This window comes from Kitasatospora sp. NPDC058243 (assembly GCF_042882025.1).
GTDB lineage: Bacteria > Actinomycetota > Actinomycetes > Streptomycetales > Streptomycetaceae > Kitasatospora.
Window position 1 is genome coordinate 38156 of the sequence record NZ_JBHVWW010000038.1, and the last position, 13164, is coordinate 51319.

Genomic DNA, 13164 nt, shown 5'->3' on the forward strand with positions numbered 1-13164 from the left:
TCCTGGGGGAGTGGTGAGTTGGGCGAGCCGGTCAGGCGCCGAGGCCGGCGCCGCCGTCGACGGTGAGGTCGTGCAGGGTGATGTGGCCGGCCGCGTCGGAGAGCAGGAAGAGCACGGCGGCGGCGATGTCGGCGGGGCTGGCCAGCTTGTTGAGCGGGATGCCGACCCGGAAGGCGTCCGCGCGACCGCGCAGGGTGCCCTGCGGGCCGGATTCGTCGTGCCACATCGAGGTGAGCATCGGGGTGTCGGTGGATCCGGGGGCGACGAGGTTGCAGCGGATGCCGTACCTGGCGACCTCCAGGCCGAGGCTCTTGGTGAACATCGTCGCGGCGGCCTTGGAGGCGGCGTAGGCGGCCATCTCGGTGCGCGGGGTGCGGGCGGCGTTGGAGGCGACGGTGACGATGGCGCCGCGCCCGCGCGGGATCATCCGGTCGACCACCGCGCGGGAAACGTGGAAGACGCCGTTGACGTTGACCGCGAAGGTGGCCGCCCAGTCCTCGACGGAGAAGTCCCGGACCTCGCCGAGGCGCAGCACCCCGGCGGCGTTGACCAGTTGGTCCACCGGCCCGAGTTCGCGCTCCACCTGGTCGACGAGCAGGTCGACGGCGCGGTGGTCGCTGACGTCCACCGGGTAGGCCTCGGCCCGCAGGCCCTCCTCGGCGAGGGCGGCCACGGTCTTGCGCAGGCCCTCCTCGTCGCGGTCCGCCGCGGCCACCGCGGTGCCCTGTTCGGCCAGGGCGCGGACCACGGCCGCGCCGATGCCGCCTGCTGCCCCGGTGACCAGGGCGATCGTGTTCGTCACTGCCGGACCTCCCTCGGGGCCGGCGCGCGGCCGGCCCGTTGCTCTCTCGGTTGCTCTCTCGGTGTGGCGGTGCGTGGCGCCGTTCCGGGCGCGGCGGGTCAGCCCTCCCAGGCGGAGACCACGGTGATGGCCTGGCCGGGGTTGAGCCGGGGATCGCAGAAGCTGGTGTACTTGTCGCCGACGTGCGCCATCCCGGAGGCGTCGTGGGCGCACTCGGTGACGTCATCGGGCGTGGTCTCCAGGTGCAGGCCGCCGGCCACGCCGCCCTCGGAGCGGACGGCGTACTGGAAGTGCTGGATCTCCCGGACGACGGTCTCCACGAAGCGGGTCTTCAGCCCACCGGGCGTGGTGACGGTGTTGCCGTGCATCGGGTCGGTGAGCCAGATGACCGGGTGGCCGGCCTCCCGGACGGCCCTGACCAGCGCGGGCAGCCGGTCGGCGACGACCTCGGCGCCCATCCGGGCGATCAGGGTCAGCCGTCCGGGCTCGCGGCGCGGGTCGAGCCGCGCGCACAGCTCCAGCAGTTCCTCGGGCGCCATGCCGGGGCCCACCTTGCACGCGACCGGGTTGGCCACGGACGCGAGCATCGCGACGTGGGCGCCGGCCACGTCGCGGGTCCGCTCGCCGATCCACGGCCAGTGCGTTGACGTCAGGAGGCTTTCGGTGTAACTGATCTGACGGATCATCGGAACTTCGTAGTCGAGCAGCAGCGCCTCGTGGCTGGTCCACACCGGCGGGCTGAGCGGCGAGCGGCGGTCCGGATCCGGCCAGCCGAGGTGGGTCATCGCCTCGGCCGCCGCCCAGTAGCAGTCGAGCAGCCGCCGCGGGTCGGGGCGGCGCAGCTCCGGGTCGGGTTCGGGGCTGTTGACCAGGTGGCCGCGGAAGACCGGGATCTCCAGGCCGCCGACGAACTCGGTCGGTTTGGAGCGGGGCTTGGCGAACTGGCCGGCCATCCGGCCGACCCGGACCACCGGCCGGTGGGTGGCCATCGTGACGATGCCGGCCAGGACGTCCAGCAGCCCGGTCTTGCGGGCGACTTCGCCCGCGGTGCACTCCGCCGGGTCCTCGGCGCAGTCGCCGATCTGTACGACCTGGGCCCGCCCGGCCGCGACCTCGGCGAGCACGGAGCGCAGCCGCCGGACGTCGGCCGGGCCGACCAGCGGCGGCAGACCGGCCAGCCGGTCCTTGATGTCGGGAAGGTGCTCGTGGTCGGCCCAGTCGGGCTGGTGGAGTGCGGGCCGGGACAGGAGCGCGGACAGGGCGGTGACCATGGGTGTCTCCCAGGGCGAAGGTGCGCCGGCTCGGCGGCGCGCACGGAAGGGCGTCGTGGCGAGGCTGTGGATGGCACGGGTCGGGGAGGACCGGCGGGCCCGCGGCCCGGGTCCCGGTCCGGCAGCGGTCCGCCGGCCACCGAACGGCTGAGGCTCTTCCAGATCTTGTGGCGTGCCACCAGGTGTCGCCAACGCCCGCCCCCGCACTTCGTCAGGTGGCGGATACTCCATCAGGTGGCGGCACACTCCGTCAGATGTCGCCCGGGGACGACGAAGAACGGTGACGGCGGACCCTCGAAGAGGTCCGTCCCGAGGTGGCGGACCGGCGAGATCCGGCCATGGAACGGCTCGGGCGCGCGACCCGCCCGGACGCCGTACGGCACGGCCGGACCCTGGTGGCCCAGGCCTACCCCGGGGGTGGGCGGACCACCGTGCGCCGGCGCCTCGTGGCACATGCCGAAGTCGGCGTGGCAGGTCGGGTCGCCGGACCCGGACGTCAGAAGCCGGTACCGGGTGCCGTCTCGCGGGCGGCCCGGCCACGCGCCACGGCCACCTCGATCAACATGTGCTCGACCTCCTGCTCACCCTCCGGGAAGACGCCGCCGCGCACCACCCGCAGGGTGCGCCCGCATTCCTCGGCGATCCGGCGCAGCGCCGTCAGGTCGCCGCGCTCGCTGAAGTGCAGCAGCACCGAGCCGCCCGGAGCCAGCCGGCCCGGAGCCTCGACGAGGAAGCGGCGGTGGGCGGCGTAGCCCGGGTCGACGTAGCCGCGCTCGTGCATCGTCCGGTAGCGGTAGTCCTCCGGCGCGAGCACGTAGTTGGAGTGCCAGAAGACGGTGTCGAAGCGCTCCTCGGGCGCGAGCGCGGCGAACAGGTCGCTGTGCACGCTGTGGACGCGGTCGGCGACGCCGTGCCGGTGGGCGTTCATCTCGGTGTTGCGGACGGCGGCCTCGTTGATGTCGCCGGCCACCACCCGGGCATGCCCGGCCAGTGCCGCGGCCACCGCGATGACGCCGGTGCCGCAGCCGATCTCCAGCAGCGAGCCGGAGCGCCCGGCGGCCCGCGGGTCGTCCAGGCCGAGCAGGCGCATGGAGATCTCGGTGGTGGGCGAGTAGACCGGGGCGAAAATCCCTGGCAGCAGGTCCCATTCGCGGCCGCAGAGCCGGAAGGTCGCGGGCCGGTGCGCGTGCTCCAGCGCGGCCCTGCTTCGTTCCAGCGAACGGCGGTAGTCCTGTAGCGCGTTCATGCCGTCCGCCTGTGCTCCCACCGCGCCAGCTGGGCGTTGTCGCCCGGACCACCTCCCTGGTGGCCACCACTTCATCCTCCTCAACCGGCACGGGCGGCGGGAAGGTGACCCGGCAACACATCGGGGGCCACTCGGCGGTGCCCTCTCCACCGTCCACACCGTGGAATCATCCGAGCCCCACCCAAAGTGACATGATAAACACGTTGTAGCACCTGGCATGTGCCAGGCAAAACGGCTGGTATGTACGGGTGGGGGATAAGAGATGGCCCAACAGGGGGTCCGGAAGCGGCCTGACGCGCTGACCGTACTGACCTTGCTGGTGGCGGAGGCACCACCGGCGCGCATCGAGTCACTGCTCGCCGAAGCCGCCTGCGGCGGCGCCCCCGAGGCCGAGACGGCCGCACTCGAGCGGGCCGTCCGGCTCGGACTGGACATCTGCGCCCAGCGCCGCGGGCGCCAGCAACGCGAAGCGGGCCTGTCCGCGCTGCTCGACACCGCCCGGGACCTCCTCGTCCCCGACACCCTCGACGGGGTGCTCAAGGCCGTCACCCGGCGCTCGCGTCTGCTCCTCGGCGCGGACATGGCGTACGTCAGCTTCCCCGGACCGGAGGACGGCCTGTCCTACATCCGGGCGTCGGACGGCCACACCTCCACCCTCAACGTCGGCCTCCAGCTGACCGGCGGCTCCGGACTCGGCCACGCCGCCGTCGCCAACCTCGCGCCGGTCTGGACCCCGGACTACCTCGACGACAACCGGATCCAGCACAGCACCGACATCGACGAGGTGGTCCGGACCGAGGGGCTGCGCGCGATCATGGCCGTCCCGCTGAGCTACGGCCCGCACCCCTTCGGCGCGCTCTACGTCGCCGACCGCAATGTGCGGCACTACACCCCGGAGGAGATCTCCACCGCGAACCTGCTCGGCGAGCTCGCCGGCCTGGCCGTCCAGCGCACCCTCGTCCTCGACGACGCCAAGGCCACCGTGCAGACCCTGCGCGAGGAGCACGGACGCACCACCGAGTCGCTGCGGGAGCTCAGCGAGCACCGGCGCATCCATCACGAGCTGATCGAACGGGCGCTGACCGACTGCGAACTGCACGGCCTCGCCGAAGCCGTGAGCCGGAACCTGGGTGGCGCGCTGCGGATCCACGCAGCGGACGGCACCGTCCTGACCACCACCGGCCGGATGCCCGAGACCGGCCCCGCCGCCGCGGATGTGCACGCCGCCAAACGCCCGGTCCACACCGCGGACGGCCTCTGGGCGGCCCCGGTCACCGCCGGAGGCGAGATACTCGGCACCCTGGTGTTCCGCCCCGAGGACCTCCCCGCGGCCGGCATCGACGAACTGCTGCACCTGGCCGCCCAGGCGGTGGCGGTGCAGCTGCTGCGCACCGGCGACACCACCGTCGCGCAGGGCCGCGCCCACGGCGAGCTGCTGGAGGACCTGCTCACCAGCGCCCAGCGCCCGCCGCAGCAGTTGGAGGAGCGCGCCCGCCGGCTCGGCATCAACCTGGCCACGCCGCACGTGGTGGTGGTCGTCCGCCCCGAGGCCCGAGCGGTCGGCCGGGCCTGCGCCCTGGCCACGGGCCTGGCCCAGCGACTGAACGGGCTGCGGGTCGGGCACGGCGGCAACGCCGTGCTGCTGCTGCCCGGCACCGACGCCGGCGCGACGGCCCGGGCCGTCCTGAACGAACTCGCCCCGCTGCTCAGCGAACCGGTCACGGTGGCGGCGGCCGGGCCGGTCGCGGACGCCGCCTCGGTCTTCCACTGCCACCAGGAGGCGCTGCGCTGCCTGGAGGCGATGATCGCCCTCGACACCACCGGCCGCTCGGCCTCCCCCCGCGAGCTGGGCTTCCTCGGTGTCCTGCTCGCCGACAACCGGGACGTCCGCTCCTTCGTCGACTCGGTCATCGGTCCGGTGCTCGAGTACGACCGGCAGCGGTTCACCGACCTCGGCCGCACCCTGGACGCCTACTTCGAGACCGGAGCCAGCCCCACCCGGGCCGCCCAGAAGCTGCACGTCCACCCGAACACCGTCGCCCGCCGCCTGGAACGCATCGCGGAACTGCTCGGCCCCGACTGGCAGGACCCCGGCCAAGCGCTCGAAGTCCAGCTCGCCCTACGGCTCTCGCGCGTCCGCGACCTCCTCATCAAGGACGGCCCGTCGGCGGGAGTCGGCCAAGGAACCTAGGGCGCGGGCGCGAGTTCGACGACGGACCCTAGCTCACGCGGCGGAGCGAGCGGCCGCCGGTGTGGGAGAGGGCCACGACCGCGTGTGCGGCCGAGGCGAGGGTGACATGGCGGTGCCAGCCGTTGAAGGAGCGGCCGGTGTAGTCGCGGATGCCGGTGCGGTCCGCGATCTCGTCGAAGTCCCGCTCGACCCGGCCGATCCGCAGGCTCAGCCGGAACAGCTGGGCCGGCGTGGCGTCCGGGATGTCGGCCAGCCACAGCTCCTGCGGCCAGCGCCGGCCGGAGCTGCCCGCGCCGAGCAGCAGCAGGTCGCGGTCCGGGCCGTCCGGCCTGCGGTTCACTCCCAGGGGGCGGGCCGCCCCGGTCACCGTCCGCACCCGGACGGCACCGACCAGCGCGGTGCACAGCCCGGCGTCCTGGCCGTGGTCGGTCCAGGTCACCATCCGCCTGCGGTCCCGGCACGCCCCGATGATCCGGTGGGCCGGCATCGCCTCCGCGCCGTGCCCGGCCCCCTCGGCCGGGCGGAGCGGCAGCGTGCTGTTGATCCGCACGAGGAACGGCACCCCCGCCGCGCGCAGCCGCCGCAGCGCCTTCATCCCGTCCAGCTCCCGGACGTCCATCACCACCGGCAGCGTGGGCAGCCGCCAGTCCGAGGTCAGCTCCAGCACCGCCTCGACCGAGCAGTCGCCCAGCGTCCGGGTGTCCACACTCGCCGGGATGGACGCCTGGCTGCGCCGCGGCACGTCGTCCAGCCACGCCCGGGACAGGTGCAGCCGCCAGTTCACCGGCATGCTCACCTCCTCGGACGCCGCCCAGACGCCCACCGCCTGCTGCGCGTTGAGCACCTGGCCGAGCGAGGAGATGAACCGGCGATCCACGCCCACCGAGTGCTCCCCGGCCTTCGGGATGACCGTCTGCTGCACCACCCAGGCCTGCGGCGGCGCGACGGACGTCACGTAGTGCGCCAGCGCGGCGCGCACCGGGTCCCACTCCCAGGTGGAGCTGCTGATGAAGTGGTGCAGGTTCTGTTCCGTGGCCTGCCCGCCGATCAGCCGCGCGATGTTGCGCACCGACTTGCGGCCCTCCGCGCCCAGCAGTCCGCGCAGGTACTCCACGCCCTTGCGGCGCTGGTCCGCCCGGGGCAGCGACGCGAACAGCGCCGGGCACAGCTCCGAGAGGACGATGTCGTGGGAACTGCCGACGCCCGGCTTGCGCCCGGGCGTTCGCGTGTCCCTGATGTGCAGGGCGAAGTCGCTCATCGAGATCCCCAACCTCTACATGGCAGACGCATCTTCAGATGGGTCGACGGTATGCAGAGGGCTCGGGCCGGGCCCAGGTGCACCGGACACACGGCTGCACGCGCGGCCTATGGCCGGACCACCGGACGGAGCGCGCGGGCAGGCGAGATCGCCCCCGGAGCCGCCCGGCGGGGTGTGCCGGGGCCATCAGGGGCGGGCCGACCGCGCGCGAGTTGACGAACAAACGACTTCCGTGCGGCACCCCGGCGCCGACCGGTGGAAGACTCTCCGAGCATGCGAGCAGCCTTCATCGAGGCCCTCGGGCCGCCCGAGAACATCCGCTACGGCGAACTTCCCTCCCTCCGTCCCGGGCCGACCGACATCCTGGTCGACGTCACGGCCACCACCGTCAACCCGGTGGACACCTTCGTCCGCTCCGGCCTCTTCCGCACCCCGGTCGAGTTCCCGTTCGTGATCGGCCGCGACCTGGTCGGCACCGTGGCCGCGGCCGGGCCGGCCGCCCCCGGCTTCGCCGTCGGCGACCGGGTGTGGACCAACAGCCTCGGCCACGGCGGGCGCCAGGGCGCCGCCTCCGAGCAGGTCGTCGTCCCCGCCGACCGCCTCTACCACCTCCCTGAGGGCGTCCTCCCCGAGGAGGCCGTCGCCGTCGTCCATCCGGCCGCGACCGCCTACCTCGGCCTGTTCACGCACGGCCGCCTGCGGGCCGGTGAGACCGTCCTGGTGGCCGGCGCGGCCGGGAACGTCGGCTCCGCGCTGGTCACCCTCGCCGTCGACGCCGGGGCCCGGGTCGTCGCCACCGCCTCCGCCCGCGACCTGGAACAGTGCCTCGCCCTGGGTGCGGCCGAGGCCCTGGACTACCGCGATCCGGACCTCGCCGAACGGCTCGCCCAGGCCTGCCCCGGCGGCGTCGACCTCCACCTCGACACGTCCGGGGAGAACGACCTGGCCACCGCCGTCGACCTGCTCGCCCCGCGCGGACGGATCGTCCTGCTGGCCGGCGCCCGCTCGCGGCCGATCCTCCCGGTCGGGCCGCTCTACATGAAGGACTGCTCGATCGCCGGCTTCGTGATCTCGCATGCGACCAGCACCGAACTGGCCGAGGCCGCCGTCGCCATCAACCGCCTGCTCGCGGCCGGACGGCTGCGCCCCCTGGCGGTCGAGACCCTTCCGCTGAGCGCCGCCGCCGAGGTCCACGGCCGAATGGAACGCGGCGAGCTGCACGGCAGACGGGTGGTCCTCAGGCCCGATTCGCAGGCCTGACCGGACGCCTGCCAACTGTTGTACCGGAGGTCCGGCAGGGCCGCAACGCCCTCGTCGGGCTGCGACTTGACATATTCCGGGCCTCCGGCCCGTCCGGCCTGCGGCACAGAACCTGGACGTGTATTGTCCTGGTTATGCGAATGGGTGAAGGAGTCGAGTGGGGCCTGCACTGCTGCCTCACCCTGGCATGGCTCGACAGTGACCAACCGGTTCCGACGGCACGGCTGGCGGCCTGGTTCGACCTGCCGCCGGCCTACCTGACCAAGCGCCTACAGGCGCTGGTCCGGGCCGGCATCCTGAGCTCGACACCGGGTTCCAAGGGCGGCTTCCGGCTGGGCCGACGGCCGGAGAAGATCACTCTGATGGACGTGGTCGCCGCCATCGAGGGCCCCGACGACGTGTTCCGCTGCACCGAGATCCGCCAGCGTGCGGACGGCGGTGGCGCCATCGCACGGGAGTTCCGACAGCCGTGCGGGATCGCCACCGCGATGCGCAAGGCCGAACTGGCCTGGCGCCGCGAACTCGCCGGGCAGACGGTGGCCGACCTCATGGCCGCCGCGCCGGGCGGGGCCGCCGACCGCACCCGACGCCACTACGCCCGCATGACCGGCTGACCGCACGCCCGACGGTCCGACCGCCTCACCGCGCAGCGACACCACAGCACACGCACCGACCCGCAAGGAGAATCTGGATGTCCAGTGTCTCGATTCCGGCCGACCGGAAAGCTCCGGCCGAACCCGGCTCACCACCCCAGGGCGGCCTGTCCTCCACCCTCGTCCTCGCCTTAGGCACATTCGCCGTCGGCACGGACGCCTTCGTCGTGGCCGGCTTCCTCCCCTCCATGGCCAAGGACCTGCACGTCTCCTCGGCCACGGCCGGCCAGTCGATCACCGTCTTCGCCGCCGCCTACGCCGTCCTCTCCCCCGTCCTGGCCACCCTCCTCGCCCGGCTTCCCCGCCGAACCCTGCTGATCACCGCACTGTTCACGCTCGGCATCGCCAACCTCGGCTCGGCACTGGCCCCCAACATGGCCGTGCTGATCATCAGCCGCATCATCGCCGCCGCCGGCGCCGCCGCCTACACCCCCAACGCCGGAGCCGTCAGCGCCTCCCTCGTCCGCCCCGAACTGCGGGCCCGCGCCCTCGCCGTGGTCATCGGCGGCCTCACCATCGCCACCGCACTCGGCGTGCCGCTCGGCAACGCCGCCAGCCACTGGCTGGGCTGGCGCACCGCCCTCGGCCTCGTCGCCGGACTCTGCCTGCTCGTCGCCGTGATACTGCGCCTGATCATGCCGTGGCTCCCCGGCAACGTCCGGGTGCCGCTACGCACCCGCCTCGCCGTCCTGCGCCGACCGGCCGTCCTCGCCGTCCTGCCGCTCACCATCCTCGGCATGGGCGCCAGCTACACCGCGTACGCCTACAGCGTGCCCATGCTGGAAGCCGTCAAGGTGCCCGAGAGTTCCATCCTGTGGATGCTCTTCCTGTACGGCCTCGGCGCCGTCATCGGGAACCTCGCCGCGGGCTACACCACCGACCGCTGGGGCTCCACCAAGGTCCTGATCATCGGCTACACCGCCATGGTCGTCGCCCTCGGGGCCCTCGCCTGGCTCGCCGCCTCCGACTCCGACCTCAAGCCCGTCGTCGGCCTGCTGGTCCTCCTCTGGGGCGCCAGCAGTTGGTGCCAGACACCCCCGCAGCAGCACCGCCTGATCGAGGTCGCCCCCCAGGAGGCCCCGCTGGTGGTCTCCCTCAACTCCTCCTCCATCTACCTCGGCATCGGCCTCGGCACCATCATCGGCGGCTCCACCCTCGGCGCCGGCGCCGCGACCGTGTACGGCCTGGGCGCGGCCATCGCCGCCATCGCCCTGATCTTCCTGCTCTTCACCCGCCACTCGCCCACGAACAAAGGCTGAGGCGCGAGACACCTCCTGCGGGCCGGTCAACTCCCTTCCGGTCACCGCTTCCTGACGGTGCGGCGTCGCACCGAGCGCTGAAACACCCCTCAGCACGCGACGACCGACGACCGGCGCGGAGACAGACCCTGCTGCCCCGGTTTCCCCGACACGTCCCTGGCCGCCCAACGGCGCCGCGCACCGCAGCGGCCCCGGCCACGGACACCACCCCGCACTCCCCGCGGGACCACCACGTCGACGAAACCGAGAGATTGCCAGATGACCCAGTTGAGCGAGTCCCCCGTGACCACCCACAGCGCCGAGACCACCGAATCGACCCCCGCGCCGGTCACCCCCGACGCACGGACCACGCCCGCGGAGTCCGGGACGACCGGCGCCCAGGCATTGATCCGTGCACTCGAAGAGGTCGGAGTGGACACCGTCTTCGGCATCCCGGGCGGGGCCATCCTTCCCGCGTACGACCCGCTGATGGACTCGGCCAAGGTGCGCCACATCCTGGTCCGCCACGAGCAGGGCGCCGGCCACGCCGCCACCGGATACGCCCAGGCCACCGGCCGGGTCGGGGTCTGCATGGCCACCTCCGGCCCGGGCGCGACCAACCTGGTGACCCCGATCGCCGACGCCTACATGGACTCGGTGCCGATCGTCGCGATCACCGGCCAGGTCCCCTCGACCCTGATCGGAAGGGACGCCTTCCAGGAGGCGGACATCTGCGGCATCACCATGCCGATCACCAAGCACAACTACCTGGTCACCGACCCCGACGAGATCCCCCGGGTGATCGCCGAGGCGTTCCACATCGCCGCCACCGGCCGCCCCGGCCCCGTCCTCGTCGACATCACCAAGGACGCCCTCCAGGGCCTGACAAGGCATCGGCAGGTCGAGCCCTCGCTGCCCGGCTACCGCCCGGTCACCAAGCCGCACGCCAAGCAGATCCGCGAGGCCGCGAAGATGCTGGTGGGCGCCAAGCGCCCGGTGCTGTACGTCGGCGGCGGCGTGATCAAGGCACAGGCCACCACCGAGCTGCGGATCCTCGCCGAACTGACCGGCGCCCCCGTGGTCACCACCCTGATGGCGCTCGGCGCCTTCCCCGACAGCCACCCGCAGCACCTGGGCATGCCCGGCATGCACGGCTCCGTCCCGGCCGTCACCGCGCTGCAGAAGGCCGACCTGCTGTTCACCCTCGGCGCCCGCTTCGACGACCGCGTCACCGGCAAACTGGACAGCTTCGCCCCGCACGCCAAGGTCGTCCACGCGGACATCGACCCCGCCGAGATCGGCAAGAACCGCCCCGCCGACGTGCCGATCGTCGGCGACGCCCGCGAGGTGCTGGCCGATCTGATCGTCGCCGTCCAGGCCGAGTTCGACGCCGGCCACAAGGGCGACTACTCGCAGTGGTGGGAGAAGCTCGACGAGTGGAAGAAGACCTACCCGCTCGGCTACGAGCCCGCCCCGGGCGGCCGCCTCTCCCCGCAGCAGGTCATCGAGCGGATCGGCCGGCTGGTCGGCCCCGACGCGATCTACGCCGCGGGCGTCGGCCAGCACCAGATGTGGAGCTCGCAGTTCATCCGCTTCGAGAAGCCGGGCACCTGGCTCAACTCGGGCGGCGCGGGCACCATGGGCTACGCCGTCCCCGCCGCGATGGGCGCCAAGGCCGGCCGGCCGGACACCGCGGTCTGGGCCATCGACGGCGACGGCTGCTTCCAGATGACCAACCAGGAACTGGCCACCTGCGCCCTGAACGACATCCCGATCAAGGTCGCGGTCATCAACAACGGCTCGCTCGGCATGGTCCGCCAGTGGCAGACGCTGTTCTACAACCAGCGCTACTCCAACACCGTGCTGCACTCCGGCCCCGACCACGACGGCATCGCGCCGCCGGCCCAGGGCACCCGGATCCCCGACTTCGTCCTGCTGTCCGAGGCGATGGGCTGCGTCGGCCTGCGCTGCGAGCGCCCCGAGGACCTGGACGCCGTCATCAAGCAGGCCATGGAGATCAACGACCGCCCGGTCGTCATCGACTTCATCGTCCACCAGGACGCCATGGTCTGGCCGATGGTCGCGGCCGGCACCAGCAACGACGAGATCCAGTTCGCCAAGGGCGTCCGCCCCGACTTCGGCGACGACCTCGACTGACACCCCTCCCCTGAACCCCGGTCGTAGGCCCTCGACCCCCGCGAGGGCCTACGGCCGGTCTTGTTTCTCGCGCCCTTCAGGCAGGCGGCCGTCGGAGCAGGCCGCTCAGCGGCTCGCCGACCAGGAGAGCAGGAGGCGCAGCGCGTCGTCCGACGGGGTGTGCGGGTCGGCGGTGTAGGTGACGAGGGCCTGGTCGGGGTCGTCGGCGGGGCGGAGGGTGTCGTAGGCGAGGTCGAGGGGGCCGGCGATGGGGTGGTGGAAGAGCTTGCGGCCGGAGGTCTTGTCGGCGACCGGGTGTTCGGCCCAGAGGTGGCGGAACTCCTCGCTGTGGACGCAGAGTTGGCCGACGAGTTCGGCGAGGAGGGGGTCGTGGGGGCGGCGGCCCGCCTCCAGGTGGAGGAAGGCGACGTTCTCGCGGGCGCAGGCCGTCCAGTCGCCGTAGAGCTCGCGCGAGGCGGGGTCGAGGAAGGTGCAGCGGGCGATGTTGCGGTCCTCGACCGGCAGGGCGCCGTAGTCGCCGAACAGCGCGACGGCCGCGCGGTTCCAGGCCAGGACGTCCATCCGGTGGCCCATCACCAGGGCCGGGACGTGGTCGAGCTGGTCGAGCAGGCGCAGCAGGGAGGGGCGGGGCTGCTGCGGGGCGGTGCGGCGGCGGGGCGCACGGCGGGTGGGGCGGGCGAGGCGGTGGAGGTGGCCGGACTCGTCGGGGGCGAGTTGCAGGGCGCGGGCGACGGCGTCGAGGACGGCTTCGGAGGGGTTGCCGACACGGCCCTGTTCGAGGCGGGTGTAGTAGTCGACGCTGACCCCGGCGAGGTGGGCGAGCTCCTCGCGGCGGAGCCCGGCGACCCGGCGGCGGCCGCCGTAGTCGGGCAGGTCGACGTCCTCGGGCCGCAGCTGGGCGCGGCGGGTGCGGAGGAACTCGCTCAGGGCACTGGTCGGGTTCATAGGGATGATTCTCACCCAGAGGCGGGCGGCGGGGGGGGGGGGTGGTGTCGGGAAAAACGACCCCTCCCCCCCAACAAACAGAGAAAAAATACAAGGCACACACCACGAACGCCCCCACTCGCCCCACAAACGGGCGCCGAAAA

At 72.9% G+C, this 13164-nt stretch carries 10 protein-coding genes; 5 read left to right on the forward strand and 5 right to left on the reverse strand.

What is annotated here, in order from left to right:
* Positions 1 to 31: 31 nt before the first annotated feature.
* From ACFVX9_RS23870 to ACFVX9_RS23880, 3 genes are all read right to left on the reverse strand, one after another.
* Positions 32 to 802 carry a 2,3-dihydro-2,3-dihydroxybenzoate dehydrogenase gene (locus ACFVX9_RS23870; protein WP_380375364.1) on the reverse strand — a complete coding sequence of 257 codons (771 nt, stop codon included), beginning with the start codon at positions 800 to 802 and terminating at the stop codon, positions 32 to 34.
* A 98-nt stretch (positions 803 to 900) separates the two neighbouring features.
* Positions 901 to 2073, reverse strand: coding sequence for a 3-deoxy-7-phosphoheptulonate synthase (locus tag ACFVX9_RS23875; protein ID WP_387983351.1), 1173 nt, complete (start codon positions 2071 to 2073; stop codon positions 901 to 903).
* 496 nt (positions 2074 to 2569) lie between these two features.
* Positions 2570 to 3319 carry a 50S ribosomal protein L11 methyltransferase gene (locus ACFVX9_RS23880; RefSeq protein WP_380375361.1) on the reverse strand — a complete coding sequence of 250 codons (750 nt, stop codon included), beginning with the start codon at positions 3317 to 3319 and terminating at the stop codon, positions 2570 to 2572.
* 262 nt (positions 3320 to 3581) lie between these two features.
* On the opposite strand from ACFVX9_RS23880, the gene ACFVX9_RS23885 reads away from it, so the two are divergent.
* Positions 3582 to 5510 carry a helix-turn-helix domain-containing protein gene (locus ACFVX9_RS23885; protein ID WP_380375359.1) on the forward strand — a complete coding sequence of 643 codons (1929 nt, stop codon included), beginning with the start codon at positions 3582 to 3584 and terminating at the stop codon, positions 5508 to 5510.
* A gap of 28 nt (positions 5511 to 5538) precedes the next feature.
* Here ACFVX9_RS23885 and ACFVX9_RS23890 read toward each other — a convergent pair whose 3' ends face one another.
* Entirely contained in the window at positions 5539 to 6768 is a 1230-nt protein-coding gene (locus ACFVX9_RS23890) for an IS701 family transposase (RefSeq protein WP_380340458.1), read from the reverse strand.
* 273 nt (positions 6769 to 7041) lie between these two features.
* Between ACFVX9_RS23890 and ACFVX9_RS23895 the strand changes: the two genes are divergently transcribed.
* The 4 genes from ACFVX9_RS23895 to ACFVX9_RS23910 all read left to right on the forward strand — a co-directional run bounded on the left by ACFVX9_RS23895 (position 7042) and on the right by ACFVX9_RS23910 (position 12076).
* Positions 7042 to 8028, forward strand: coding sequence for an NADPH:quinone reductase (locus ACFVX9_RS23895; RefSeq protein WP_363376882.1), 987 nt, complete (start codon positions 7042 to 7044; stop codon positions 8026 to 8028).
* A 134-nt stretch (positions 8029 to 8162) separates the two neighbouring features.
* Entirely contained in the window at positions 8163 to 8642 is a 480-nt protein-coding gene (locus ACFVX9_RS23900; RefSeq protein WP_350886768.1) for an Rrf2 family transcriptional regulator, read from the forward strand.
* Between the two features lie 77 nt (positions 8643 to 8719).
* Complete coding sequence (locus ACFVX9_RS23905; protein WP_380340466.1) at positions 8720 to 9940, forward strand: MFS transporter; 1221 nt, start codon at positions 8720 to 8722, stop codon at positions 9938 to 9940.
* Between the two features lie 258 nt (positions 9941 to 10198).
* On the forward strand, positions 10199 to 12076 hold the full coding sequence (locus tag ACFVX9_RS23910) for an acetolactate synthase large subunit (protein WP_387983355.1): 1878 nt from the start codon (positions 10199 to 10201) through the stop codon (positions 12074 to 12076).
* A 105-nt stretch (positions 12077 to 12181) separates the two neighbouring features.
* On the opposite strand, the gene ACFVX9_RS23915 is transcribed toward ACFVX9_RS23910, so the two are convergent.
* A complete protein-coding gene (locus ACFVX9_RS23915) occupies positions 12182 to 13021 on the reverse strand; it encodes a helix-turn-helix domain-containing protein (protein WP_387983357.1) in 840 nt (279 codons plus the stop codon).
* Between the last annotated feature and the right edge of the window lie 143 nt (positions 13022 to 13164).

What these genes read in the sequence shown, in the direction of transcription:
- ACFVX9_RS23880 (WP_380375361.1), bottom strand. Translation starts at nt 3,319, where the DNA reads ATGAACGCGCTACAGGACTACCGCCGTTCGCTGGAACGAAGCAGGGCC.
- ACFVX9_RS23895 (WP_363376882.1), top strand. Translation starts at nt 7,042, where the DNA reads ATGCGAGCAGCCTTCATCGAGGCCCTCGGGCCGCCCGAGAACATCCGC.
- ACFVX9_RS23905 (WP_380340466.1), top strand. Translation starts at nt 8,720, where the DNA reads ATGTCCAGTGTCTCGATTCCGGCCGACCGGAAAGCTCCGGCCGAACCC.
- ACFVX9_RS23900 (WP_350886768.1), top strand. Translation starts at nt 8,163, where the DNA reads ATGCGAATGGGTGAAGGAGTCGAGTGGGGCCTGCACTGCTGCCTCACC.
- ACFVX9_RS23885 (WP_380375359.1), top strand. Translation starts at nt 3,582, where the DNA reads ATGGCCCAACAGGGGGTCCGGAAGCGGCCTGACGCGCTGACCGTACTG.
- ACFVX9_RS23890 (WP_380340458.1), bottom strand. Translation starts at nt 6,768, where the DNA reads ATGAGCGACTTCGCCCTGCACATCAGGGACACGCGAACGCCCGGGCGC.
- ACFVX9_RS23915 (WP_387983357.1), bottom strand. Translation starts at nt 13,021, where the DNA reads ATGAACCCGACCAGTGCCCTGAGCGAGTTCCTCCGCACCCGCCGCGCC.
- ACFVX9_RS23910 (WP_387983355.1), top strand. Translation starts at nt 10,199, where the DNA reads ATGACCCAGTTGAGCGAGTCCCCCGTGACCACCCACAGCGCCGAGACC.
- ACFVX9_RS23875 (WP_387983351.1), bottom strand. Translation starts at nt 2,073, where the DNA reads ATGGTCACCGCCCTGTCCGCGCTCCTGTCCCGGCCCGCACTCCACCAG.